Genomic DNA, 25,265 nt, shown 5'->3' with positions numbered 1-25,265 from the left:
AGAAACCAAGAATTAAAGAGAGCGCCGTCGCAGGCGCTCTTTTGCTTTGCGCTCCGGCACTCTCAAACGCCAAGCCGCTTACCCGCCTGCTGAACCAGTCCAGGCGAATTACTTGAATGTCGCCATAATCTGCATAACAGCCGGCCCCATGATGACGAAGAACAGCACGGGCAGGAAGAAGATAATCATCGGAACGGTCAGTTTGGGCGGCAGTGATGCTGCCTTTTTTTCAGCTTCCTGCATGCGCTGTTCGCGCACATCATCTGACATGACCCGCAAGGCCGTGCCGACCGGCGTTCCGTAGCGCTCGGCCTGAATCAGGGCCATGGTAACGTTCTTCACTCCGTCAACGCCCGTGCGCTTGGCAAAATTGATATAGGCCTGCCGCCGCTCCTGCAGATACGACAGTTCCGCGTTCGTCAGCGTCAGTTCTTCTGCGAGCGGGATCGACTGGATGCCGATTTCTTCTGCAACCTTGCGGAATGCAGCCTCGATCGACATGCCCGATTCAACGCAGATCAGCATGAGATCAAGCGCATCCGGCCATGCGCGGCGGATCGACAGCTGACGTTTTGTAATCAAGTTCTGCAGGTAGACATTGGGGGCGAACACGCCCAAGCCACCGGCAATGAGCGCTGCGGAGAATTTCGTGAACCCCGGCAATGTGTCAGGCAGAAGCGCAAACGCGTAAAACAACGCGACCGTGAACAGGATGGCCGGGACGACAACGCGCGCGAAGAGAAACGTGTAAAGTGGCCCGACCCCGCGAAAGCCGGCCATCCGCAACTTGTCCTGCGTGTTCTCATCCGCCAGCGCCGTCTTGAGGTTCAGGCGATCAACCAGGCTCTTGACGTGCTGCTTCGGCTGGTTGCGCAGGGTCGAGCGAACATCCTGGCCCTTTTCCGTTGCCATGCGGGCTCGCTCGCGCGCACGCATCTTTTCACGCTCCAGAGCGACGGACTTCATCCGTCCCTTCAGGCCGTCACGCTCAAAAATCGGCATGATTAGGGTGAACAGCGTCCCCGCCACCGCAATCATGGTCAGCGCGGCAATCGCAAGCTGGCTGTCGCTGAGACCGGCGAGGGTCATGGGAACACACTCCTAGAAGTCAAAGTTGATCATCTTTCGCATGACCATGATTCCAACAAACATCCAGAACAGTCCGCCCGCGATGATGTAGTGACCTGCAGTCTCTGTAAAAAGAAGCATTATGTAATCAGGAGCGACAATGTAAAGAACGAATGTCACGACAAATGGCAGAGCACCAATGATTGCTGCCGAAGATTTGGCCTCAGAACTGAGAGCCTGGATTTTTCCCTTCAGCGTCTTTCGCGAACGAAGGACTTTTGCCAAGTTCCCGAGTGCCTCGGACAGAGCACCACCAGCTTGCTGCTGGATGGCGACGACGATGGCGAAGAAGTTCGCCTCGGCGAGCGGCACCCGCTCCGGCAATCGCCCAACTGCCTCAGTGAGCGTCAGCCCCATCATCTGCGCCTCGACGATCTTGCGAAATTCGCTGGCGACCGGCTCTCGCGCTTCAGTTGCCACAACCTTGATACAGTCGCCGAGCGGCAACCCCGCCTTGACGCCGCGCACGATGATTTCAACCGAGTTCGGAAGTTCAACGAGAAACGCCTCGAAGCGCTTCTTGCGGCGCCACGACAGGTAAAACCGTGGAAATCCCAGTCCGCCAACGAAAACAAACGCTGCCGAGAACAGGAGCGAGCCGGTTGCCAGAATGCCAAGCACGCCAAAGACAACCGCTGACGCCAGGCTGAAGTAAATGAAGTGCTTTTTCTCCCACTCGAGACCGGCCTGTTCGATGCGGGCATTGAGCGTGAGGTTGGTCGCTTTCTTGCTTCTGGCTTTTTGCTTGTCTTCAAAATCCTTCAGCTGATCCTGAACCGACTTGCGGCGGCGGTCCGCATCACGCACAGGACGCCGCTCCGCGATGGTGGACGGGCGGGTTGCGATCTGTCCGAGGCGTTCGTCGCGTTTCTTGGAGCCAGAAAGTACAGGCTCAAACAAGGCGTAGAGAATGCCGCCGATGCTGAAGGCAACGAGAAGTGCCACCGCAATCGACATGACTTCCGGGCTCATGAAACTCTTCAGCGCGTCCATCAATTGACCTCCGTCGCTTCGGCGGCGTCGAGCGCTGCAGCAAGACGCTTTTCCTCGCCGTAGTAACGGGCGCGATCCCAGAACCGCGGCCGGCCGATGCCGGTGGACCGGTGGCGGCCAATGAGCTTGCCGTTCTGGTCCTCGCCGATGATGTCGTAGAGGAACAGGTCCTGGGTGATGATCACATCACCTTCCATGCCCAGCACCTCGGTGATGTGGGTAATGCGGCGCGACCCATCGCGCAGACGTGCGGCCTGGACCACGATATCGATGGACGAGCAGATCATCTCGCGCAGCGTCTTGGATGGCAGCGAGAATCCACCCATGGTGATCATGGATTCTGCACGCGACAGGGCTTCGCGCGGCGAGTTGGCATGCAGCGTTCCCATCGAGCCGTCGTGACCGGTGTTCATGGCCTGGAGGAGATCGAAGGCCTCCGGGCCGCGGACTTCACCGACGATGATGCGTTCAGGACGCATGCGCAGGCAGTTCTTGACGAGATCGCGCATGGTGATCTCGCCTTCGCCTTCAAGGTTGGGTGGGCGCGTTTCGAGGCGGACCACATGGGGCTGCTGCAGCTGCAATTCAGCCGAATCCTCGCAGGTGATGATGCGCTCTGTGGTGTCGATGTAAGCCGTGAGACAGTTCAGGAGTGTCGTCTTGCCCGAACCGGTACCGCCGGACACCAGCACATTGCAGCGGCAGCGACCGATGATCTGCAGGACCGTCGCACCTTCCGGTGTGATCGATCCGAAGCGAACGAGCTGATCCAGCGTCAGCTTGTCCTTCTTGAATTTACGAATGGTGAGTGCCGGACCATCAATCGCCAAAGGCGGAGCGATCACGTTGACACGGGAACCGTCCGGAAGACGTGCGTCGCAGATCGGCGAGCTTTCATCGACACGGCGTCCGACCTGGCTGACGATGCGCTGGCAGATGTTCATCAGTTGCGCATTGTCGCGAAAGGCAATGCCGGTCTTCTGCATCTTGCCTTCGGTTTCGATGTAGACCGTGTGGGCACCATTGACCATGATATCGGCGATATCATCGCGCGCCAGCAGCGGCTCCAGCGGACCATAACCAAGGACGTCGTTGCAAATGTCCTCCAGCAGGTCCTCCTGCTCGGCGATGGACATGACGACATTCTTGAGGGCGATGATGTCATTGACGACATCACGGATCTCATCGCGGGCGTCTTCGGGACCAAGGCGGCTGAGCTGCGACAGGTCGATTGCCTCGACAAGCGCGCCGAAGATCGAGGCCTTGGTGGTGTAGTACTCGGCAGACCGGCGCCGCTGCGGCTCTTCTTCCTTCTTAGGAGGCGCAGGCGGCGGAGGAGGGGCGGCCTTGGCCGAACCCTGATCATCATTCGGTGCTGGCTGGCGCAAGTCTGCAACGAGCTGGGCTGCCATCTCGCGCTGCGGCGCGGCAGCCGGGGCGGGATGCGCGCCGGGCACGGGTCCAGTTGTCGTGGTGCCACGTCTGCCGAACATAGTCCTTACCGTATCCCTTCAACGAGCCGTCAGGCTCCCTTGCCTTTTCTCAGCAACCCCATCAGCGCACCAAGGGGCGATCGACGGTTCTTGCGTGGATCAACCTTGCCCGACACAACCTGCGCCACGTGGTTCAACAATTCGTTGACCGCGTGCCGGCTATCCAGCTCGGCGACCATCTGGCCATTGTTGGCAGCGGTCCCGAACAGATGCGGATCAAACGGGATGGCGGCCAAAACCGGCAGGTTCAACGCCTTGGCGAATTCGTCGGGTTTGATCTCCGGCCGCTTCGGCATGCCGACACGGTTGAGCACGAGATGCGGCAGATGATCGTTCGGCCGCATTTGCCGCAAGGTATCAACGAGGTTCTTGGCATTGCGCAAATTGGCAAGATCCGGCTCCGCCACCATCACCACCTCATCGGCAGCGACCAGCAAGTGGCGCACCCAGCCATTCCAGGAATGCGGCAGATCCAGGACGATCGACGGAGTTCCCTGTCGCATCACATCGACCAACTGGTCGAAGGAATTGTCAGTGTAATCGTACGTGCGCTCCAGCGAGGCAGGTGCGGCCAGCAAGCTGAGATGCTCCGAGCACCGCGACAGGATGCGATCCAGGAAGGTTTCATCGAGACGCTCGGGAGCCGAAACGGCCTCGAACACGCCTTGCAGTGGATCCTGGTTGTAATCGAGGCCTGCCGTGCCGAACGGCAGGTCGAGATCCGCAAGCACGACTTCGTTCTCGAATGACCGGGCAATGCCGAAGGCGACATTATGCGCAATCGTGGACGCGCCCGCTCCCCCCTTGACACCGAAGAATGCTACGGTGCGCCCCAGCGGCTCCGCCTGCGGGTCGCTGTACAATGCCCCGATTGCACCAATCACCTGCAGGATCGACACGGGTGCAACGAGATACTCGCTGACGCCCCGCGTAATCAGTTCGCGGTAAAGAGCCACGTCATTCAACCGGCCAATCACCACGACCTTGGTCCCGGCGTCGCAATATTCAGCAAGGCGGTCCAGTTCCGGAATCAACGTCGACGGATTGGCGCCGGCCTCGAGGATAATCAGGTTCGGGGTCGGTGCCTGGGAATAGAATTCGACCGCTCCCGGGATACCACCCATGTGCACCTTGAGATGTGCCTTGGTCATGCGCCGGTCTTCGCCCGCAGCCTCAATGGTGCGGGCCGTTTCTGCATCCATGCAAAAAGCCTGGATGGAGATCCGCGGCACAGAGCGGACATCGTAGCTGCTGTAGCTGGCGGTCTCGGATACGTCGATATCCAGCGGATCGCCCGGCAGGTTCTGACTGAGCGCGCTGCTCATCGGCTGATCTCCCTAAGTGTCATCAGTTTCCGCCGCTGCCACCAGCGCTGGAAATCCGGGCGCCATCGCCTTCCTTGTAGTTGGCTGCGGTCTGCTCACCACTGCGATACTTGGCAAAGACAACCGCGCGACGGTTCTGGTCCGCTGCACCCTGGGCACGGGGCCCGAGCAGATCTGCCGGATTGGCAACCATGGCGGCCAGATTGGCCTGCTGAGAGCAGCCGTAATTGTAATAGTCGACGTTCGGGCCGATACCGCCGCCGATATTGTCCGGCCAATGACCGCAGGTCCCGGCGCTTGCCTTCACCCTGGAATAGCCAATTCGAACGGGAGCGGCGGCGGACGGATCCCCGACCGGATACGAGCGAACGGCAATCTGGCGCGCGGGAACCCCGCCTTTGGCAAGAGCGCTGCGGATCTGTGGGGCAAGCGCGTGGCCAGCGGATTCTGTTGCCGCACCGGACGGCACCAGGATCTCGACACCACCGACGCCCTGTGCCCTGGCTTCACTGCCGAAGGCCGCGATCCGCCCCGTATAGTCATGGCTGAGGCGCCGGGTTCCAGGTGCAATCGGCAGGTCCAGCGTTTCCGGCTGCTCGGTCACCAGGATCGGATGCCGCAGGCGATAGTCATTCGATGCCATGGCAGCCGTTGTCTGCGGGCTCTGGCAGCCGGCGAGTGCCGCGCCAAGAGTAGCGACGACGCCAAGGGCCATAATCGGATTGCGCATCGACCGCTCCTTACTCGTAAATGAAGCCGACCTGGCCATGATATGCTCCCCTGAGACCCGGCGTGTTGTAGACCTTGTTCAGGCGGTTCAGGAAAATGCTCTCCGCGTCGCTGGCCGGGGCCAGGTTCTGGTCCGGACGCGACAGCTGGCTGGCGGCCACCGGGCGCACAACGTAAGGCGTCACGAAAACGACCAGTTCGGTCTGCTGGCGCAGGAAGTCGCGGCTCTTGAACAAGGCGCCGAGAACGGGCAGCTGCATCAGGCCGGGCACACCGGAGATCGACTGCTTGTAGCTCTCACGCAGCAAGCCAGCGAGAACCAGCGTGCCGCCGGAGGGCAGTTCAACAGTCGACTCCGCCCGCCGCACCTTGATGGCCGGAATCACGAGGCCGCCAAGATTGACCGCGCCCTCGTCCGTCAGCTCGCTGACTTCGGTCTTGATGCGCATGCTGATGTTGCCCTCGCTGAGGACAATAGGCGTGAAATCGAGACCGACACCGAACTTCTTGAACTCCAGACCGATAGTGTCGTTGTCCTGGCTGACCGGGATCGGGAACTCGCCACCGGCCAGGAAACTGGCGTTTTCGCCCGAGATTGCGGTCAGGGTCGGCTCGGCAAGGGTGCGGATGACACCGTCACGCTGCAGCGCGCGGATCTGGGCGTTGATGTTGGTGCCGCCGGCAAGGAACCCCATGCCCAGTGCGGACTGGACGGCCGAGCCGGTGTTGACCGGGAACTGGGCCGGCGAATTGAAGGATGGCGTGAAGTTGCCGGTGCCGATGGTGCCGGAGAGGCTGACACCGAGCTGCTTGATGATCGAGCGCTCGACCTCGGCAACCGTGACCTTGAGCTGGATCTGATCCTTGCCGGCGACGGTGATCATGTTGAGGACAGCAAGATCGTCTTCCTGGCTGCCACTGCCAGCACCAGCCTGGGCACCGCCGCCCGTGCTGGCCTGAGTCGCCTGTTTGGCAAAGCGGTTGGCAATATCCATTGCGCGCTGCGCATCGCCGGTCGACGGCGCGGTTCCGGTGAGGATGTAGTTGCCGTTGATGGTCTCGGCGCGGATCTGGGCATTTGGCAGGAGCCGCTTCAGGATGGCATTGAGATCGGAGGAATCCGGTTCGACGCGCACGCTGAAGGAGGCCAGTTCCTGACCGGAGGTACCGAACAGGACGATGTTGCCCTGGCCGAAGCGCTTGCCGACGACAAAGACGCGGTTGCGACTGCGGACGACGCCGTCTGCAATGCTCGGATCCGAGACCAGCACATCCGCAACCGGATCGGCGATCTCGATGACCACCGAACGGCCGAGACCGACGCGCAACAGGCGTTCACCTGACCTGTCGCCGGCTGCAACATAAACATTCTTCGGGAAATCTTCTGCGCGCACCGGAGCCGATGCCGAGATCATGGCGGCGAAGAGCGCCACTGCCGCAAAGGCAAGTGTGGATATGCGCTTCACAATCATCGCCCGGTCCTTCGTTGTCTTGATGTGCCAAGGCATGACGACCCTCATGTCACTGCCCTCCGACCTGGCTCGAGACGCCATACTTGACGAAACTGACCCCGCCACGTGTCCGCTCCTCCTGGGGAGCCCCATCGGCCGAGTCCTGCGCGCTGCGCAGGGCCAGCGAGATCTTGCCCAGCTGCTGGGCAAGCGAAACGGTTTCGGCCTGCTGCGGCGTCATTTCGAGCGTGGCCGTGCGGTCAGGCTCGAGGGTCTTTTCGGACTGCTCACCAGCCGTAGTGGTGTCGATGGCGAGGACCCGGACATTTTCCATGATGGTTTCGGACGTGCCGCGCCCCTGGGTCTGGCCGGCCTTGGTCAGGATAACGTCGACCTTGTCTCCAGGAAGGATGAAGCCGCCCGCAGCCGTCTCGGATTCAATCGACACGGCGATAGCGCGCATGCCTTTCGGCAGGATGGCTGCCATGAAGCCGCGATCCGTCTTGATCAGGCGCTGCTCGCTGATCGGCTCGCCGACATAGATCGGGGCCTTGGCAATCTGTCCGACCAGCGTCTGCTCGGCATCGGGCTGGCCCTCGCGGGTGATCGCCCCCTGCGGCACCACCTGGATCGGCCAGTCAACCCAGCTGAAATCGCCCTGACCGATCTGGTCGCCCAGTTTGATGTCGCGGCTGGCGACAAGGACAGGCAAAGTCGTGGACACAGCCGTGGGGGCATCAGCCACGACTTCCTCGGAGCCGGACGTCATGACCATGCGCGCCGCCAGCAAGCCGGCGCCAAGGGCAACTCCCAGGACTAGAAGACGGGCATATTTCATCGCAAACCACCCACACTCGAAACGCCACGGATTGCGTTCTTGGGTAATGTGGGCGGCAAATGGTCAAAACATGGTTAATTGATGCTGAGCGAATTCGGTTAATCGAAATTAGGATTTACAATCCGTATACCAATAAGGCTCCAGTCGATGACCGGAGCCTGCCCATTCAGAATTGTTAAATAGTTCAGTATTCACTGTCCAAGAGCAAGCTTGAACCAGTTGGTCGCCGGGTAAACCTGAAATGCCGCAAAGGCAATGGCGATGCCATACGGCACCCCACTCCGGCAATCGTGCAACCGAAGCGCCCACTCCTGCTGGCGCAAACCACCAGGCAGGTAAGGGAGCTGGCGAAACGACATGAGAGCCAAGGTCAGGACCATGCCATAGAATGCCGTGGTGATCAGAAAGGTGGTCAAGTCGGCCGTCAGGCCAAACCAGAGCGCAATTGCACTGGCAACCTTGGCATCGCCGCCGCCCATCCAGCCGGCTGCGAACATTCCGAACGTCATCACCAGCACCAAGGCACCCGCCGCCAGATGCATCCCAATCGTCTCAATCGGCATGCCGGTGGCAATCGCCAGCACCAGAAATGCGCCGGCAAGCAACAAGGAGACACGGTTGGGGATTGTCATCGTCAACAGATCGGAGACGGCAGCAAAGGCGACCAGGATCGGAAAGACAACGAGCAGCGCAGCTTCAAGCATGTGTCCTCACATGTTCCATACGCAGCAGATAGTCGATACTATGGCAGCTCGAAAGCAGGCCCGCCTGAACCTCGATCCAGGCGGGCAATGATCGTTTTGAAGCGCCTATTACTTGGCGACGGCCTTGTTCAGCTCACCGCTGACGCGGCCGAACAGGCTGGACAGATCGCCACCAAGGGCGCCGGCAGCGGTGACGATAGCGATCGAGATCAGGCCGGCGATCAGGCCGTATTCGATAGCGGTTGCACCAGACTCATCCTTGGCGAAACGGGCGAAAATGTTCTGCATGGTTTGCTCCTATCACATGTTTTGACAGCTCTAGTTCGCCGGCCTTGTTTCCAACCGTTCGAACATGATGAGACATTACCCCCGATGTCTTTCGATCTCGTTAAAATTGTCCCTATCGATAGTGGCGTTTGCTGTAGTCGTTATTCTGGTTAACCTTCGGTTTATTTAATAGGCCTGTTTTTACTTGTTTTGAGATTGTTAAGGGTAACTCTTTCCCATTCCATCCAATACTCGGCCAGAATCCGCGGAAAATGAGAGGGTTGAGTATAAACGGGTGCCATGCGTTAGGGCTTCATTCACCAAACCGAGGCACCATTCACCCGATCAACAGAGGTCGCGCGCATCCATGCGGGGCCTGGCCTGTTAACGGAGTGGCTCATGCCCCGCCTGATGATGCCTGTCCTTGCAACTATTGCCGCAACACTGATGACCTTGACCTGGGGAGACGCCCTTGCGGGCGACGCATCCGTGGACGTGTTCGTCGACCGGGCAAAGGTGTTCAAGATCCAGCAACCGGCGGATACGGTCATCGTCGGCAACCCGGTGATTGCCGACGTCACCATGCATGACCGCTACACCGTCGTTGTCACGGGCAAGACAGCCGGCAGCACGAACCTGATCATCCTCGACAAGGATTCAAAGCCAATCATTGACGAGTTGATCAATGTCGGGCCGTCGCCGACAGATCTGGTCACCGTCATGCGTGGCACGAACCGGTACACCTATGCCTGCTCGCCCTATTGCGATGCGTCTGCACAGGTGGGTGATGAAAAGGACGCCTTTGAAATCACCTCCAAGCAGATCACCACGCGGAACGAAATGGCCATTCAGGCGGCAGGTGGGAACTGATGGTGAAGGTCATGCCAAACAAGCCGGAAAGCGAATGCAATCCGCCGCTCCGAGCAAAGGGCTGCGGTCCTCTTCGCCGGTTCGGGAAAGATCGAAAGGGTGTCCTTGCGATCGAGTTCGCCTTCGTCATCGTCCCGTTTCTTGCCTTGATGGCCGGGATCATCGAGTTCGGCTTGTCATTTCTTGTCAACCGAACCCTGGACTATGCGGTCGCGGAGAGCACACGCCTGATCAAGACGGGCCAAGCCCAGAAGGCCAGCTTCGACAAAGCCCGCTTCAAGGCCGATGTTTGCGCGAACATGGCCACGTTCTGCGACAACTCCAGGCTCGAGATCGACGTACGGACCTTCGACAATTTCGCCTCGATCAAGAACCTTCCGCCGATGGTCGGCAACGATGGCAGCTTCGCAGGTGGAATGAATTACACCAACAGCACCGGTGGTCAGATCGTTGTTGCACGCGCTGTCTACACTTGGCCGATGTTTACCGCATTGCTCGGAACCGACCCCGGTGACGCTGGAACAAAGCGCTTTCTCTATTCCACTCAAGTCTTCAGAAACGAGCCCTTCCCATGGTGAACTGGAGCTTCTGGACCAGCTCTGACCGGACGAACCGGAGAGCTGATTGCTCGACATCGCGTCAAACGGCCGGCCAGGCTTCGTTCGCCCAAGACCGCCGGGGCGTCGCCGCCGTTGAATTCGCGCTCGCCCTGCCGATCATGTTGATCCTGATGATCGGATCTGCCGAGACAACAGAAGCGCTCAACTACAAACGCAAGGTAAACCAGGTAGCGATCTCGGTCGCCGATCTTGTCGCACAGGCCGAAACCGTATCGAAGGCCGACATGAGCGACATCATGTATGCCTCCAGCCTGATCATGGAGCCCTACTCTGCGTCAAAGCTGAAAGTGATCGTCGCCAGCATCGAATTCGATGCCAAGGGGGCAGCAAAAGTCGCCTGGAGCATCAATGAAACGGGGGGAACGCCCTGGACCAAAGGGTCAAAGCCGCCAATCACCATTCCAAGCGGGCTGAACACCCCCAACACGACCATGATCGTTGGCCAGACGAACGGGCAGTATATCCCGACCTTTGCCGAGTTGGCCCAGAACATCATGCCCCGGGCTACGTCCATCGACATGGAGGGCATCTACTTCCTGCGTCCGCGCTTCACCGAATCCGTGACGATGAAGTGACCCGGCCGGCTGCCGCAAAAGGCGGCGGCCCTCCTTGCGCTGTGTCATAGGGCTTTGGTCGAAATGCTGCAAAAAGGAGTGCGCAGCGCGCCTCCCCGCGTTGCACCATTTCGAACCGAAAGAGCAGGGCTGATGGCCAGCAACAAGACATATGACCAGATCACTGTCGGCGACAGCGCGACCGTGACCCGCGTCTGTACCGCGAACGATCTCTACATCTTCGCGCATGCCTCCGGTAACACGAACCCCCTGCACCTGCCCAACACCGACTGGACCGGCGACGGCCGTGTGGATCCGCCCTTTGCCCCCTCCATGTGGATCGGCGCCCTTGTGTCCGCCGTCCTCGGCAACATCCTGCCAGGTCCGGGAACGGTCTACCGGACACAGAGTTTCACCTTCCGCAATCGTGTCATTCTCGGCGATGCACTGACTGTGACCGTCAGCGTCCTTGCCAAGGAGGCTGACCGGCTGGTGCGGCTGTCAACGACCGTCGTCCGTGCCGACGGCACAGTGATTGCGGACGGCATTGCCGAAGTTACCGCCCCGGACCAGACGATCACCTTTGATGCCACGGATCTGCCTGCCCTGCTTGTCGAACGCCACCAGCATTTCGACAAGCTCATCGGCTATGCCCGCATGCTGCCGCCCCTTATCACGGCAGTTGTCGCTCCGGATGATGTGAACTCGCTCGGCGGGGCGCTGCTGGCGGCCCGCGAGGGGCTGATCCACCCGATCCTGATCGGTGCCCGGGCGCGCATCGTGGCGGCGGCAACTGAACTGAACCAGAGCCTCGACGGCTATGAACTGGTCGACATCGCCGACGAATCCGAGGCTGCCGCACGCGGCGTTGCCATGGTGCATGAAGGCAAGGCCGGGGCCGTGATGAAAGGCCACCTGCACACGGATCATCTGCTGCATCACGTGGTCAAGCGGGAGGGCGGGTTGCGCACCAGCCGGAGGATCAGCCATGTCTTCGTGATGGATGTGCCCGGCCGCAAGACACCGGTGATCATTTCCGATGCGGCAATCAACATTGCGCCGGACCTGATGACCAAGGTGGATATCATCCAGAACGCCATCAACGTCGGGCTTGCCATCGGCATGGAGCAGCCGAAGGTCGGCATTCTTTCGGCCATCGAGACGGTCAATCCGGCCATTCCCTCGAGCCTTGATGCGGCCATCCTGTCGAAGATGGCAGAACGCGGCCAGATCACCGGCGGGCTTGTCGATGGTCCCCTGGCCATGGACAACGCCATCGATCTTCAGGCGGCCCGCACCAAGGGGATCACCTCCCTGGTGGCCGGTCACGCCGAAGTGCTGATCGTACCCAACCTTGAATCCGGCAACATGCTGGCGAAGGAATTGACGTTCATTGCCCATGCGGAGGCCGCTGGCCTCGTCATCGGGGCCAAGGTGCCGGTGGTGCTGACCAGCCGCTCCGACGATGACCGGGCACGGCTGGCGTCCTGTGCGCTGGCGCTGCTCTACGATCACTGGCTTCGGACCGGGAAGACTGCGGTCACCGGTGAACTGGGGCCTGCCGAATGAACGGCCTTTCATCGAAACGCGGCCCCGTGATCCTGGTGCTGAATGCCGGATCGTCGTCGATCAAGTTCGACCTCTATGCCGGCCAGTCAGAACTGGTTCGCGGACAGATCGAAGGTCTGGGTGCATCGCCAAACCTGAAGGCAACCCGGCTGGAGGATGGACAGACCCTGTCACGGCCGCTGTCGCGCGAAGACGGGCATGACCACAAGTCGGCACTGGGCGTGCTCCTGGCCCTCATTGCCGAGGCGGCACCGGGACTTGAGGTGAACGCCGTCGGTCACCGGGTGGTGCACGGCGGGATCTCCCATGACGCCCCGGTGATCGTAACGGCGGACGTCATGGCTGCACTGGAAAAGCTGATGCCACTGGCTCCGCTGCACCAGCCGCATAATCTCGCCGGCATCCGGGCGGCGAGCACAGCGTTTCCCGCCGCCATTCAGGTCGCCTGTTTCGATACGGCGTTTCACCGGGCCCACCCCTGGGTGAATGATACCTTTGCTCTTCCCCGGACCCTTTATGACGAGGGTGTCCGGCGCTACGGCTTCCACGGCCTGTCCTATGAATATATCACCGAGCACCTGCGCCAGACACGGCCACAGGCTGCGGCGGGGCGGCTGGTGGTGGCGCATCTGGGCAATGGCGCGTCCATGTGTGCGATCAACAACGGGCGCAGCATCGGCTCGACCATGGGTTTCACCGCGCTCGACGGTCTGCCGATGGGCACGCGCTGCGGCCAGCTCGATCCTGGTGTGGTGCTGTATCTCATGGCTGAAAAGGGGATGGATGCCGTAGCCATCTCGGACCTTCTCTACAAGCAGTCCGGGCTCAAGGGCCTGTCCGGCCTGTCGCAGGACATGCGGGAACTGGAGGCTGCTGGAACGGCGGAGGCCCGTCAGGCGATCGAGTATTTCGTCTTCCGGGTGAAGCGCGAGCTGGGCGCCATGGCGGCGATCCTCGCCGGGCTTGATACGCTGGTGTTCACGGGCGGCATTGGCGAGAACGGAGTGAATGTGCGCTCGGCAGTCTGCCGCGACCTCGGCTGGCTCGGCGTTGAACTTGACGAGGCCCGCAATGCTGCGCGGGAGACGGTCATATCCGCAGACAGTTCACGCGTCGCTGTGCTGGTCATCCCGACCAATGAGGAAGAAATGATCCGCCGGCATACAGCAGCGTTGATCGGTTGAGTTCAAGGCTGCTGCAGTTCGTCCGGTGCGGCGGTGACCTCCGGTGCCGCGATGCCGGAGAGTTGCTGCAGCCTGGCCTGTGCTTCAGGCCGGTAGGGCAGCAGGGTTCCGGCCAGCGTGGCGGCATCTGTCGCGACGAACCCTCCGCCGTAGTCCGGTTCGATGCCGAAATAGGCGCCCGGCGCATCGTCGATCAAGGTGGTCAGGACGGATCGCAACCGGGCCCGCAGGGCTGGCGGCAGGCTGCTGCGCACCGCATGCACCGCATAAGGAAGGCGTGGGGACTGCCAGATCACGCTGAGGCGGCTCATGTCGAGACGGGTCGAGAGATAGGCTTCGTTCAGCGTGCCGGCCGAATAGCCGAACTCGGGATCGCCGATCAGGGTTGACCAGACCAGGGCCGCCTCGACCCGTCCGTCAAACAGCGCCCGCAGCCCTTCGCGCGGTCTTTCGACCCTCACGAGGGCCGAGAAGAATGTGGCCGGATCGGTGCCCTGCAGCACAAGCCCTGCAAGCGGCACCCGGAAAGCCGCGCTGGACGCGGGATCACCGACGGCGAGACGCCGGCCGGCGAGATCGGCAATGCTTGCGGCCTGGCTCGCGCGGGCAACCAGTACCGCATGAAACCCTTCCGCCCCCTCCCCGTCCGTCGGCACCACCAGTGGATCCAGACAGGCACAGGCGGTTTGCGCAGCGCCATAGGCGGAGGCGGACAGGCGCAGGAAATCGACCTCGCCGCGAACGAGTGCATCGGTAGCCGCCCCCAGCGTGTCCATCAGGAACAGATCCACAGGCAGGGCAAGCCGGTACTGCAACTCCTCGCGGAACGGCTCGACGCGCTCGCGCATGTCCTCCTGCGCTGCGGTGACAACGGCAAGACGGAGCCGGAACCCGGCCGCAATGTCCTGGCTGCGCAATGGCGTTGCAGTTGCCAAAAGGATACCCAGGACGAGGATGACACGGGTGAAACGGGCCGCCATGCTCAGGCCACCTTTGCTGATTCTTGTTGCCATCCTACACCTGCAAGCCTCGAGGCACCCGCATGACTTCCCCTTTGACAACCGTCGTCTTCGACATCGGCAATGTTCTGATCGAATGGGACCCTGAGCATCTCTACCGCAGGCTGATCCCCGATGCGGACGCCCGACAACGATTCCTGAGCGATGTCTGTTCGCCGGCCTGGAACCTGGAACAGGATCGCGGGCGAAGCTGGGCCGAGGCTGTCGCAGAGCGGATGGCCCTGTTTCCCGAACATGCGGACATGATCCGCGCGTATGACGAGGGCTGGCACGAGATGGTGCCGGGTGAGGTTCCCGGATCCGTCGCGCTGCTTGGGGAATTGGCTGAAGGCGAAGTGCCGCTCTATGCGATCACCAATTTCTCGAGCGAGAAGTTCACGGAGGCCAAGGCGCGCTTTCCGTTCCTTGCAACCTCCTTCCGCGACACGGTGGTGTCGGCGGAAGAACGGCTGCTGAAGCCCGATCGACGCATCTATGAGGTGCTGCTGGAACGGAACGGCCTCACCGCCGAGGCCTGCGTCTTCATCGACGACAGCCTGAAGAATGTCGAAGGCGCACGGGCCGTCGGTATGGCAGCAATCCATTTCACCGGAGCCGAGCCATTGCGTCTCGAACTCCAGCGCATGGGGTTTGGCGTTTGAGGGGGCATTTCGCGGTGGACTGCGGGAAAGGTTCGCCGGGCTTGACGGCAGGCGGGCATTCTTCTCGGTCGTCATGGTCGGGCTTGTCCCGACCATCTGCAAGCAATTGATTTGTATAGATCCTCGGCACAAGGCCGAGGATGACGGCGAAGAAGTTGCAGGTTTGGGAGCAGTTTGAGGCCGGCACCGGACTTCCCCCGCTAACCGTTCAAGAAGCCTTCCAGAACGTTGACGCAGTTGATGCCGAGGGCGTCGACGGCGTAGCCGCCTTCCAGAACGAAGAGTGTCGGCTTGCCAAGGCGGGCAAGCCGCGCGCCGATCCTGAGGTAGTCGTCGGAGACGAGGCGGAACTTCGAGATTGGATCGTGCTCATAGGTGTCGAGCCCGAGGGAGACGATCACCACATCGGGCGCATAGACCCCGAGCCAGCGATAGGCTTCCTCAAAGGCGACCGAATAGCCGGCCCAGTCGGTGCCGAGCGGCAGTGGCCAGTTCTGGGTGTAACCCTTGCCCGCCTTCTCGCCCGTCTCGTCGGCGTGGCCGAGGAAGAAGGGATAGTCGTGCCTGGGATCGGCGTGGATGTTGAGGACCATCACATCGGCGCGGTCGTAGAAGATCGACTGGGTGCCGTTGCCGTGGTGATAGTCGATGTCAAGGATGGCAATGCGGGCCGTGCCCTGGTCGCGCAGCCACTGGGCGGCGATGGCCGCGTTGTTGAGGAAACAGTAGCCGCCATAATAGTCGGCAGCGGCGTGATGACCTGGCGGACGGCACAGGGCAAAGGCGGAGCGATCCCCTTCACGGAGGAAGCGGGCTGCCGTGAGCGCCGTGTTGGCGCTGGCGGAGGCCGCCTCCCATGTGTTGGCTGTCAGGGGCGTGCCTGTATCAAACGAGAACCGGCCGATCAGACCATCGATGCTGTCCGGGGTCGGGGTGGCGCGCAGCTGACGCACCGGCCAAACATACGGAAAGGCATCCCTGTCACGGCCAGCACCCGTCCAACGGGACCAGAAGCTTTCCAGAAAATCCAGGTATTCCGCTGTATGCACCCGCTCGAGCGGGCCGCGGCCGAAATCCTGCGGCGTCCAGATCGGGCCGATCTTGCGGCTCAGGATCTCGTCGCGAACGATCTCGGCGCGCGCCGGGATCTCGACCGCTTCGGTCAGTTGCCCGTCGGCGATTTCCAGTTTCGGCGCATGAACAAGCTGCGCAGGGGAGAAGACAGTCTTCATCCTCACTTATACTCCCGGATGAAAGCGGAACTCGGTGAACTGATGATAGGTCTCGCCAGGTGCAAGGCGTGCGCCGGCAAAGGCGGGCCGGTGCGGACTGTCCGGCCAGCGTTGCGGCTCCAGGCACAGACCGGCATGCGGACCGAAGCGGCGACCGTCCAGTCCATCAAACGGCAAACCGAGACCGCTTGCATCATAGACCTGAAGGCCGGGCTCCGTCGTCCAGAGCTCCATGGAAACACCGGACGTCGCCCCTTCCAGCACGGCTGCCAGTTGTGGTTCGGTGCAAGGGGAAGCCGCGAGACAGAAATTGTGATCATAGCGGCAGGATCCACCTACGGGGCGGAGGGCCCGGAAATCGAAGTCCGTGCCAGCGACCAGGGCAATCTCACCGGTGGGAATGCTCTGGCTATCGACCGGCAGGTAGTGGTCAGCCAGAACCTGCAAGCGGTGAGCCAGCACATCCGCAGAGCCGTCCAGATTGAAATAGCTGTGATGGGCGATGTTGACCAGTGTCGGCGCGTCGGTGACCGCCGTGATCGACAGGCTCAGCACGGCTGATGGCAGCAGGGAAAACCGCGCCTTGATCGTGACCGTGCCAGGATAGCCTTCTTCCCCATCTGGCGAGACGAGAGAGAGCAGCAGACTGTCTGCGGTCAGTTCCTCGACCGTCCAAATCCGCTTGTCAAAACCGGTCGCGCCGCCATGCAGATGCGTGCGGCTGCGCTCGTTGCAGGTGACCTGGTGCGCGGTGCCATCCAACTCGAAGTGGCCGCCCGCGATACGGTTGGCATAACGGCCGCACAGGGCGCCGAAATAGGCGCCATGCGCGACATAGTCGTCCAAAGTGTTGAGACCGAGAACCAGGGGCCGTCCGGCGAGACGCAAGTCGCGCAGGGTAGCTCCATAGGTCAGGATGCTGGCTTGCAGCGATCCGGCCCGCAGGGTGACTTCATCGACGGCAATGCCGTGAAGAGTGCCAAAGGGCCGGATCATTCCATCACGCTCCAGCTCAGATCGTCTGGTTGTAGGCGCCGACTTCCGGGTTTTCCCGCAGCACGGCATCAACAGCCTTGAACATCTCGTGCAGGCGTGCTTCCGAAGCCGGGCTCTCGATCACGACAACCAGCTCCGGCTTGTTGGAAGAGGCGCGCACCAGACCCCAGGTGCCGTCATCGGTGACGACGCGGATGCCGTTGACGGTGATCAGGTCGGTGATGGTGTGGCCACCGATCTTCTCACCGTTCGCCTTCATGTCCTGGAAGCGGGCAACCACCTTGTCGACGATGCCATACTTGATCTCGTCGTCGCAGTGCGGCGACATGGTTGGCGAACCCCAGGTCTTCGGCAGGTCACGGCGCAGATCGGCCATGGTCTTGCCCGGGTTGCGGTCGAGCATGTCGAGGATGGCGATGGCGGAGACCAGGCCATCGTCATAGCCGCGACCGATCGGGGCGTTGAAGAAGTAGTGGCCGGACTTCTCGAAGCCGACGATGGCGTTCAGCTCCGTCACGCGGCGTTTGATGTAGGAATGACCGGTCTTGTAGTAATCGGTCACAGCACCATTGGCCTTCAGCACCGGGTCGGTGTTGAAGAGGCCGGTGGACTTCACGTCGACGACGAACCTGGAGTTCGGATAGATGGCCGAGATGTCGCGGGCGAGCATGACGCCGACCTTGTCGGCGAAGATCTCCTCGCCCTCGTTGTCGACAACGCCGCAACGGTCGCCATCGCCGTCAAAGCCGAGACCGACTTCCGCGCCCACTTCCAGAACCTTGTCGCGCAGGGCATGAAGCATCTTCATGTCCTCCGGGTTCGGGTTGTAGTTCGGGAAGGTGTGATCAAGTTCGGCGTCGAGCGGGATGACCTCAGCACCCAGCATTTCAAGGACACGCGGGGCAAATGCACCGGCCGTGCCGTTGCCGCAAGCCGCCACGATCTTGATCGGCCGTTTCAGCTTTGCGCGATCCGTCAGGTCCTTGATGTAGATGTCGGGGAAGTTCTCCACATAGCGGTAGCTGCCACCCTGCTTCAGGGTGAAGGTCGCGTTGAGAACGATATCCTTCAGACGGCCCATCTCGTCCGGCCCGAAAGTGAGCGGGCGGTTGATGCCCATCTTCACGCCGGTCCAGCCGTTGTCGTTGTGCGACGCCGTGATCATGGCAACGGCTGGCACATCCAGCGCGAACTGAGCGAAATAGGCCATCGGCGACAGGGCCAGCCCGATGTCATGCACGTTGATGCCGGCAGCCATCAGGCCGTTGATCACCGCCAGCTTGATCGAGGCGGAGTAGCTGCGGAAATCATGACCGACAACGATGTCCGGGCGCACGCCGCGCTCGTGCATCAAAGTGCCAATGCCCATCCCGAGGGCTTGCATGCCCATCAGGTTGATTTCCTTTTCGAACAGCCAACGCGCGTCATACTCGCGGAAGCCGGTCGGCTTGACCATTGGCCGAGCTTCGTAGGCGTAAGTGTTGGGCTTCAAATGAGCTTCGGGCTTGGGAAACATGCAAAACCTCTTGGGGGCTTCAGACTGGAAAACCTAAACAATGCGGGGGATCAACAGCCGGCTGGACCTTATTGAACAAGCACAAGCGTGTCACCAGAAATGTCGAAACGCTCCAGCCTGCGCAGGGCGGACATGCCAAGCAAAGCTTTTGACAAGGAGGCATCCGGCAACACCATGGCTTCCACTTCCGACAACCGGATCGAACCCAGACGGAGTTGTTTGAGGATAACAGGCGCTGCAGGGATCGTGCCGTTCGCAGTCGTGGCAGAGGCGGTGAAATCCTCCTTCTTCAAGGACAAACCCGCCCGGCGCGCCACAGATTGCGGCAGTGCCACAACCGTTGCTCCCGTATCCACCAGCATCTCGACCTGCTTGCCGTTGATTTCAGCTTCAAGAACGAAGTGACCTCTGGAATCTGCCGGGATTTTTACCGTGCGTGACGGTGACGGCCCCGCCTTTTCAGGCGCAGTGTCCTGCTGCTGGCCGGAGATCCAGTCGCCAGCCCATTGCGGCACGAATGGCACGAACGCCACCAGCACCAGAACCAGCACAAGATACCGGACCATCCCGCCTCCGTTTCACCCCTGCCAGGGTTTTCCGGAGCTGGACTGTAGAGGATCAAACTGAACGTCAAATGAACGCATCAGTTCTGCTGCACGCGGAGTGTTGCGGCAAGGCGGGCGATGTCGGCGGCGGCGGGCGCACTGGACTGCGCACCCGTTGCCGTGCAGGCGAGACTGCCAGCCGCGACACCTTCGGCCAGCGCAAGTGCCAGATTTGCACCGCGATCAAGTGCTGCGGCAAAGGCGCCGCAAAACGCATCCCCTGCCCCGGTCGTGTCAACCACCTCGACCACAGGCGGTGCAACGGTGATCAGGGTTGTTCCGTCATGGGCGAGGACACCATCGCCCCCCAGCGTCACAACGGCAGTCCGGCCGCTGGCCGCCATCGCGGCAGCATATGCGGCCGGCTCGCCCGGCAATCCAAGCGCTGCCGCAACGTCCGCTGCTTCGCTTTCATTGGAGATCACGACATCCGCGCGGGCCGCCAGTTGGGCGACCTCAACATCCGTCGCAGGAGCGGTGTTGAACACCACACGTGCGCCAGCAGTTCGCGCCAGATCCATGGCCCGCGACACCTGCGCAAGCGGGACTTCGGCCTGCATCAACAGCGTGACATCGGGTGCCAGACGTCCAGCAAGCCAGTCGGCAGAGACGCGCGCGTTGACACCGCTGCCGACGATGATGAGGTTCTCGCCACAGCTTTCAACCCCGATCATGGCGATCCCGGTCGCCCCTTCCAGCCGTCGCAGGGCAGAAAGGTCCACGGACGCAGCCTCGAGGTTGGCCAGAGCAGGGGCGGCGAAACTGTCGTTCCCGACCGCCCCGATCATCGTCACGTTCGCACCTGCCCGCCGGGCCGCAAGCGCCTGGTTTGCCCCCTTGCCGCCGGCAAAGGTCTGGCAATCGGGGCCGGCCGAAGTTTCACCTGGATGCGGCAGACGCTTGACCATGACGACGAGGTCAAGATTGATCGAACCGAAGACAATGATCATCGCGCCCCTCCGGCACTGTTGTTACTTCGTGCCGTACATCCGGTCGCCCGCGTCACCAAGGCCGGGAACGATGTAGCCGTGATCGTTGAGCTTCTCGTCGATGGAGGCGGTGTAGACCGGCACGTCCGGATGGGCCGCATTGAACTTTGCGACGCCTTCGGGAGCCGCCAGCAGGCAGAGGAAACGGATGTTGTTGGCCCCGCGGCCCTTGAGTTTCTCGACGGCGGCGATAGCGGAATTGGCCGTTGCCAGCATCGGATCAACGACGATCACCAGGCGTTCGCCGAGGTCTTCAGGGGCCTTGAAGTAATATTCGACCGGCGTCAGGGTTTCCGGATCACGGTAGAGGCCGATGTGGGCAACGCGGGCCGAGGGGACAAGGTCCAGCATGCCCTCCAGCAAACCGTTGCCGGCACGCAGGATCGAGGCGAAGACAAGCTTCTTGCCAGCCAGCGTCGGGGCCTGCATTTCGCAGATTGGCGTTTCGATGGTGATCTGGGTCAAGGGTAGGCCACGCGTGACCTCATAGCACAACAGGGTGGAAATCTCGCGCAGGAGGCGTCGGAAGCCCTGCGTCGAGGTGGCCTTGTTGCGCATGATCGTCAGCTTGTGCTGGACCAGCGGGTGATCGACGACAATGGCTCCGGACATGGTGGCCTTGCTCCTTCTGTGCTTGTTTGACACTCTGGCGCGGCATTCATCTGCCGCCCTGTTTTCCCGTTCCCCTATGCCCCGAGGGGCGATCAAAATACAGTCCCGTCACCGAGGATATTGATGGGCTCCGCGTCATCGGCGCTTTTTTCCCGCGCAATCTCGCGGCCGACAGCCCGCGTGCCTCCCTCGATAATGCAGGACAGCGGCAGATCATCTTCCGTGGCCTGAAGCTCGCGGCGGATTGACCCGGCAAGGCGGTCGAGGAGGGCGATGGTGAGCGCACGGCACTCGGTGACATATTCGCTGCCTGACTCATGCGGCTGTCTTGCTGCGGCCAAGTCGCGCGGGATAAGGATTCCGCTATCCAGGAACAATGCGCCATGGTCGCGGTCCGCAAAGCCGGTCAGCGTGTCCAGCCCGATCACCTCGATCCCGGCCCAGGCCAGCGGCTCGACCAGCGAGCCGGTGATCCATTGCGACAGCATGTGCAAGGGCATGAGACCCGAGGTGGCATCCGCCATCACAAGCCGGCTGTGGCCCCATGTGTCACCAAGGCCAATGCCATTGAGCACCGTGCGCTCCGGCCAGACCGGGCCAAGGCCCTCCAGTACCAGATCGAGGATCCGGCCGACGGGCACCGCCCCCTGCTGGCCTTCATCGTAAAGAATGTCGAACAGTCCACCTGGTCGCGGCTCGTCCTCGCGGGCGAACAGGTCCGGTCGCAGCCCGATTGCTTCACCGAGGCGCGTGAGCAGGGCGATACGTCCGGCCAGTCCCTCAAGCCTGTTTCCCGGACCGGACTGGAAACCGGCCACGAGTTCAGCCTCCTCGATCCGCATCAGGGCATGCGCATCGGCGCGCAAGGGGTCTTCCGGGACGGCAGAGAAAAGGCCGCTGGCAAGCATGGCGAATGAGGCGATGGACAAGCCTTCCGTTCCGGCGAACCGCTCGCCGGTGGCATCCTCTGCGTAGTGCCAGGATGCGCCCGGGTGGGCGTTGGTCACACAGGAGACGATGGCGAGGTCAAAGGCCGCGCGGCCCATCTCACGCACATCGGCAAAGCCCCGCGCGCCTGCCAGCATGTCCCATCGATCCAGTCCACCGGCCTCCAAATGCCGCCAGCAGGAATGCAGCGGCACGGCCAGATCCGGATAGCGCCGACGGGTGGTGGCAATGACCCGGTCAGCAAGGGCAGGCAGGCGGGAGAGATCCACCTTGAAATGCGGCAGATCACCGGCAAGACCAAGTTCCAGCAAACGATTGGCGCGCTCTCTGACCGCAGCGGCGGCAAGAAGCGACAGGGCCGGCGAGGCGGATGCAGGATGCGACAAGACAGGATCCGATGCGTCAGGGCACGGATGGCAAGCTCCGCGCGGGAAAACACTGATTGAGTATGAACTCTGTCCGCAATCGCCCTCAATGAAAAGTCCGGCGCTGTCGGGCACACGAAGCATCGGTTGAAAAATCTGCCAATCGCCCCGGTGGCCTTGTCGCAGCCACAGTCCTTGAGGCAGCATGAGGAGCGTGCTTCGCGCTGATCCGCCCGCCTTTTCCGCCAGCTGGATGCCTTTCATGTCCACCGTCCTTTCGATTGCCGCCCTCCTTATCGGGTCCGCCCTGCTGCTGATGGCAGGAGGGCTGCATGGGCTCCTGCTGCCAATCCGGGGTCTGTCTGAAGGGTTTTCCGACACGTCCCTCGGTCTTCTGGGTGCTGGCTGGGCCGTTGGCTATGTGGCGGGTTGCCTTGCGGTTCCGGTGATCGTGAAACGCGTCGGCCATATCCGCACCTTCGGCGTGCTCGCCTCCATTGCCGCAATCACAATGCTGCTCAATCTGCTGTTCATGACGCCGATGGTCTGGGTGCCGCTGCGCGCGGTGACCGGTTTCTGCTTCGCCGGTGCCGCGATGATCGTGGAGAGCTGGCTGAACGAGCGCGCCTCCAATCAGACGCGCGGACGCGTGTTCGGCATCTACACGATGATCAACCTGGGAGCGACGACCGTCGGTCAGATGCTGCTGACGCTTGGAGATACCACTGGCTTCGTGTTTTTTGTGGTGGGCTCGATCATCTATTCCCTGTCACTGTTGCCAACAGCCCTCTCGACAGCGGCAACACCGACACCGTTGACGCAGGCGCGGCTTGACGTCGGCGCGCTGTGGCGCAACTCGCCGGTGGCGGTGGTCGCGGTGCTGCTGATCGGCATTTCCAACGGCGCCTTCGGCACGCTCGGTGCCGTCTATGGCCGCAAGATCGGCCTGTCGATCAGCGATATCGCCGTGATGATGTCACTGGCGCTGCTGATTGGCGCGATCATCCAGATCCCGGTCGGACTGCTGTCGGACCGGATCGACCGGCGTTTTGTCCTGGTTGGTATGGGAATCCTCGCCACCTTGACCGGACTTGCCCTGTCGATTGCCGACAGTCTCGGTCCCATGGCCGTCATCGTGCTGGTCTCTGCCTTTGGCGGGATGATTTATTCGATGTATCCGGTGATCCTGGCCCACGCCAGCGATCACGCAGCCCCCGGCGACTTCCTCAAGACCTCGGGCGGCCTGCTGCTGATCTTCGGAGCCGGAACCATGATCGGGCCGATTGCCGCCGCCGCGCTGATGAGCGCCTCGACGCCTGGCGCGCTGTTCCACGTTACGGCTGCGGCGCATCTCTCCATGGTGCTCTTTACTGCCTGGCGGATGACACGGCGCGCCGGTGTCAAGGTCGAGGAGAAGTCCGACTTCGTTCCAGTTATCGCCACGGCACGCTTCTCGACTCCGGAGTCCTCCGTGCTTGATCCGCGTTCGGACGAACGGGCAGCATAACCACGCGCTGTCATGCCCGGGCGGTGGTGTCCAGACGGGCGAGCAACCGTTCCTTGGTGCCGCGATCACAGAAAGCGGCTACGATGGCTGTCCGGGTGATGGCGCGCTGATCCTCAGGGCTCCATCCGAACGTCTTGGCTGTTTGCGTGTACTCGTGGCCGAGGGTGGTGTGAAAGAACGGCGGATCGTCCGAGTTCAGCGTCACCCGCACACCGGCCCGGCGCAGCAGGTTGATCGGGTGGAAGCGCAGCACCGGATAAAGGCCGAGCGCCACATTCGATCCCGGGCAGACCTCCAGCACGATGCGTTCCTCCGCCAGACGCTCGACGAGCGCCTTGTTCTCGATGGCCCGCACCCCATGGCCGATCCGCTTGACGCGAAGGAAATCCAGCGCGGCCATGATGCTTTCAGGTCCGCCGAATTCGCCGGCGTGGGCCGTCAGGCCAAGACCCGCCTCGCCTGCCATGCGGAAGGCCTTGGCGAAATTGGCCGGATGTCCCTCCCGCTCGTCACCGGCCAAGCCAAAGCCTGTAACCAGCGGATGCGGATTGGAAATGACGTCCTTCGCGACTTTCTCGACCGCTGTGGCACCGAAATGGCGGACGCCGGTGGCAATCATGCGGCCTTCGATGCCCGTCTCTGCCTTGGCCCGCTCGATGCCGGCAGCCAGCCCCTCGACATAGGCCTTGTAGGAAAGGCCAGCCGCGGTGGCGTGGTCCGGCGAGATGAATATCTCGCCATAGATCGCCCCCTCGGCGGCCAGCATGCGAAAATAGCTTTCGCTGAGCTGGGCATAGTCGCCCGGACGGCGGAAGACGGAGCTTGCCAGGTCATAAGCGCCAAGGAACGTGGTGAAATCGGACCAGACATAGCGGCCCTTGGCGTCGATGATGGCTGAAACGTCGATGTTTTCGCGCAAGGCAAATTTCTGCACCAGGCTCGGCGGGGCCGCACCTTCGATATGACAATGCAGTTCTGCCTTCGGGACGTTCACCTCACCGGCCATGCCCTGCCCTTGCTCATCCGCGTGGTCATCGCCTGCCGCGACTCAGCGCGGCACCCTTGGCGTATCCTGTGCCACGTTCATCCGCCCTGCATTGCAATCCGTCA

At 61.7% G+C, this 25,265-nt stretch carries 25 protein-coding genes; 7 read left to right on the top strand and 18 right to left on the bottom strand.

The genetic code is table 11. The features are described 5' to 3' along the window. Positions 1-108: 108 nt before the first annotated feature. From ACTIFE_RS04495 to ACTIFE_RS04455, 9 genes are all read right to left on the bottom strand, one after another. Entirely contained in the window at positions 109-1,089 is a 981-nt protein-coding gene (locus ACTIFE_RS04495; protein ID WP_439527970.1) for a type II secretion system F family protein, read from the bottom strand. Positions 1,090-1,101: 12 nt separating this feature from the next. Further along, positions 1,102-2,121: a type II secretion system F family protein gene (locus ACTIFE_RS04490; RefSeq protein WP_439527969.1), complete on the bottom strand. Its 1,020-nt coding sequence runs from the start codon at positions 2,119-2,121 to the stop codon at positions 1,102-1,104. Continuing rightward, complete coding sequence (locus tag ACTIFE_RS04485) at positions 2,121-3,614, bottom strand: CpaF family protein (RefSeq protein ID WP_439527968.1); 1,494 nt, start codon at positions 3,612-3,614, stop codon at positions 2,121-2,123. The genes ACTIFE_RS04490 and ACTIFE_RS04485 overlap by 1 nt, the downstream gene beginning before the upstream one ends. 29 nt (positions 3,615-3,643) lie before the next feature. Next, positions 3,644-4,939 (bottom strand): AAA family ATPase, encoded by a 1,296-nt coding sequence (locus ACTIFE_RS04480; RefSeq protein WP_439527967.1) that lies wholly within the window; start codon positions 4,937-4,939, stop codon positions 3,644-3,646. A gap of 22 nt (positions 4,940-4,961) precedes the next feature. Beyond that, positions 4,962-5,669 (bottom strand): CpaD family pilus assembly protein, encoded by a 708-nt coding sequence (locus tag ACTIFE_RS04475; protein WP_439527966.1) that lies wholly within the window; start codon positions 5,667-5,669, stop codon positions 4,962-4,964. Positions 5,670-5,679: 10 nt separating this feature from the next. Next, positions 5,680-7,176 (bottom strand): type II and III secretion system protein family protein, encoded by a 1,497-nt coding sequence (locus ACTIFE_RS04470; protein WP_439527965.1) that lies wholly within the window; start codon positions 7,174-7,176, stop codon positions 5,680-5,682. 13 nt (positions 7,177-7,189) lie between these two features. Continuing rightward, complete coding sequence (gene cpaB, locus ACTIFE_RS04465) at positions 7,190-7,957, bottom strand: Flp pilus assembly protein CpaB (protein ID WP_439527964.1); 768 nt, start codon at positions 7,955-7,957, stop codon at positions 7,190-7,192. Between the two features lie 191 nt (positions 7,958-8,148). Beyond that, positions 8,149-8,661 (bottom strand): A24 family peptidase, encoded by a 513-nt coding sequence (locus ACTIFE_RS04460; RefSeq protein ID WP_439527963.1) that lies wholly within the window; start codon positions 8,659-8,661, stop codon positions 8,149-8,151. A 108-nt stretch (positions 8,662-8,769) separates the two neighbouring features. Continuing rightward, positions 8,770-8,949 (bottom strand): Flp family type IVb pilin, encoded by a 180-nt coding sequence (locus ACTIFE_RS04455; protein ID WP_439527962.1) that lies wholly within the window; start codon positions 8,947-8,949, stop codon positions 8,770-8,772. A gap of 378 nt (positions 8,950-9,327) precedes the next feature. Here ACTIFE_RS04455 and ACTIFE_RS04450 point away from each other — a divergent pair, with 378 nt between their 5' ends. The 5 genes from ACTIFE_RS04450 to ACTIFE_RS04430 all read left to right on the top strand — a co-directional run bounded on the left by ACTIFE_RS04450 (position 9,328) and on the right by ACTIFE_RS04430 (position 13,725). Next, positions 9,328-9,798, top strand: coding sequence for a pilus assembly protein N-terminal domain-containing protein (locus tag ACTIFE_RS04450; protein ID WP_439527961.1), 471 nt, complete (start codon positions 9,328-9,330; stop codon positions 9,796-9,798). Beyond that, positions 9,798-10,376: a TadE/TadG family type IV pilus assembly protein gene (locus tag ACTIFE_RS04445; RefSeq protein ID WP_439527960.1), complete on the top strand. Its 579-nt coding sequence runs from the start codon at positions 9,798-9,800 to the stop codon at positions 10,374-10,376. Before ACTIFE_RS04450 ends, ACTIFE_RS04445 begins: the two co-directional genes overlap by 1 nt. Then, positions 10,370-10,993 carry a TadE/TadG family type IV pilus assembly protein gene (locus ACTIFE_RS04440; protein WP_439527959.1) on the top strand — a complete coding sequence of 208 codons (624 nt, stop codon included), beginning with the start codon at positions 10,370-10,372 and terminating at the stop codon, positions 10,991-10,993. The genes ACTIFE_RS04445 and ACTIFE_RS04440 overlap by 7 nt, the downstream gene beginning before the upstream one ends. A 132-nt stretch (positions 10,994-11,125) precedes the next feature. Then, positions 11,126-12,541, top strand: a complete 1,416-nt coding sequence (locus ACTIFE_RS04435; protein ID WP_439527958.1) for a bifunctional enoyl-CoA hydratase/phosphate acetyltransferase — start codon at positions 11,126-11,128, stop codon at positions 12,539-12,541. After that, on the top strand, positions 12,538-13,725 hold the full coding sequence (locus ACTIFE_RS04430; RefSeq protein WP_439527957.1) for an acetate/propionate family kinase: 1,188 nt from the start codon (positions 12,538-12,540) through the stop codon (positions 13,723-13,725). Before ACTIFE_RS04435 ends, ACTIFE_RS04430 begins: the two co-directional genes overlap by 4 nt. Positions 13,726-13,727: 2 nt before the next feature. On the opposite strand, the gene ACTIFE_RS04425 is transcribed toward ACTIFE_RS04430, so the two are convergent. Next, positions 13,728-14,705: a phosphate/phosphite/phosphonate ABC transporter substrate-binding protein gene (locus ACTIFE_RS04425; RefSeq protein WP_439527956.1), complete on the bottom strand. Its 978-nt coding sequence runs from the start codon at positions 14,703-14,705 to the stop codon at positions 13,728-13,730. A 62-nt stretch (positions 14,706-14,767) separates the two neighbouring features. On the opposite strand from ACTIFE_RS04425, the gene ACTIFE_RS04420 reads away from it, so the two are divergent. Beyond that, positions 14,768-15,385 (top strand): HAD family hydrolase, encoded by a 618-nt coding sequence (locus ACTIFE_RS04420; RefSeq protein WP_439527955.1) that lies wholly within the window; start codon positions 14,768-14,770, stop codon positions 15,383-15,385. Between the two features lie 200 nt (positions 15,386-15,585). Here the strand turns inward: ACTIFE_RS04420 and ACTIFE_RS04415 are convergent, their stop codons facing one another. The 7 genes from ACTIFE_RS04415 to ACTIFE_RS04385 form a co-directional block, all read right to left on the bottom strand. Next, positions 15,586-16,617 carry a histone deacetylase family protein gene (locus tag ACTIFE_RS04415; protein ID WP_439527954.1) on the bottom strand — a complete coding sequence of 344 codons (1,032 nt, stop codon included), beginning with the start codon at positions 16,615-16,617 and terminating at the stop codon, positions 15,586-15,588. 6 nt (positions 16,618-16,623) lie between these two features. Continuing rightward, positions 16,624-17,613, bottom strand: coding sequence for an aldose epimerase family protein (locus ACTIFE_RS04410; RefSeq protein WP_439527953.1), 990 nt, complete (start codon positions 17,611-17,613; stop codon positions 16,624-16,626). A gap of 16 nt (positions 17,614-17,629) precedes the next feature. Next, complete coding sequence (locus ACTIFE_RS04405; protein ID WP_439527952.1) at positions 17,630-19,129, bottom strand: phosphomannomutase/phosphoglucomutase; 1,500 nt, start codon at positions 19,127-19,129, stop codon at positions 17,630-17,632. 68 nt (positions 19,130-19,197) lie between these two features. After that, the gene (locus ACTIFE_RS04400) at positions 19,198-19,680 is read right to left on the bottom strand and encodes a retropepsin-like aspartic protease family protein (RefSeq protein ID WP_439527951.1); all 483 of its coding nucleotides are present in this window, start codon (positions 19,678-19,680) and stop codon (positions 19,198-19,200) included. Positions 19,681-19,772: 92 nt separating this feature from the next. Further along, on the bottom strand, positions 19,773-20,684 hold the full coding sequence (locus tag ACTIFE_RS04395; protein ID WP_439527950.1) for a ribokinase: 912 nt from the start codon (positions 20,682-20,684) through the stop codon (positions 19,773-19,775). 21 nt (positions 20,685-20,705) lie between these two features. Continuing rightward, a complete protein-coding gene (gene upp, locus ACTIFE_RS04390) occupies positions 20,706-21,335 on the bottom strand; it encodes a uracil phosphoribosyltransferase (protein WP_439527949.1) in 630 nt (209 codons plus the stop codon). 92 nt (positions 21,336-21,427) lie between these two features. Beyond that, the gene (locus ACTIFE_RS04385; RefSeq protein WP_439527948.1) at positions 21,428-22,669 is read right to left on the bottom strand and encodes a DUF1688 family protein; all 1,242 of its coding nucleotides are present in this window, start codon (positions 22,667-22,669) and stop codon (positions 21,428-21,430) included. A gap of 241 nt (positions 22,670-22,910) precedes the next feature. Here ACTIFE_RS04385 and ACTIFE_RS04380 point away from each other — a divergent pair, with 241 nt between their 5' ends. Beyond that, positions 22,911-24,155 carry an MFS transporter gene (locus tag ACTIFE_RS04380; protein WP_439527947.1) on the top strand — a complete coding sequence of 415 codons (1,245 nt, stop codon included), beginning with the start codon at positions 22,911-22,913 and terminating at the stop codon, positions 24,153-24,155. A 10-nt stretch (positions 24,156-24,165) separates the two neighbouring features. Here ACTIFE_RS04380 and ACTIFE_RS04375 read toward each other — a convergent pair whose 3' ends face one another. Continuing rightward, positions 24,166-25,161, bottom strand: coding sequence for an adenosine deaminase (locus ACTIFE_RS04375; protein WP_439527946.1), 996 nt, complete (start codon positions 25,159-25,161; stop codon positions 24,166-24,168). Positions 25,162-25,265 lie beyond the last annotated feature (104 nt).

Origin of the sequence: Pannonibacter sp. (genome assembly GCF_051860505.1) — a bacterium.
In the GTDB taxonomy this organism is placed as follows: domain Bacteria; phylum Pseudomonadota; class Alphaproteobacteria; order Rhizobiales; family Stappiaceae; genus Pannonibacter.
Note: the sequence above shows the minus strand (reverse complement) of the source record. Positions and strands in the feature narration are given on the sequence as shown.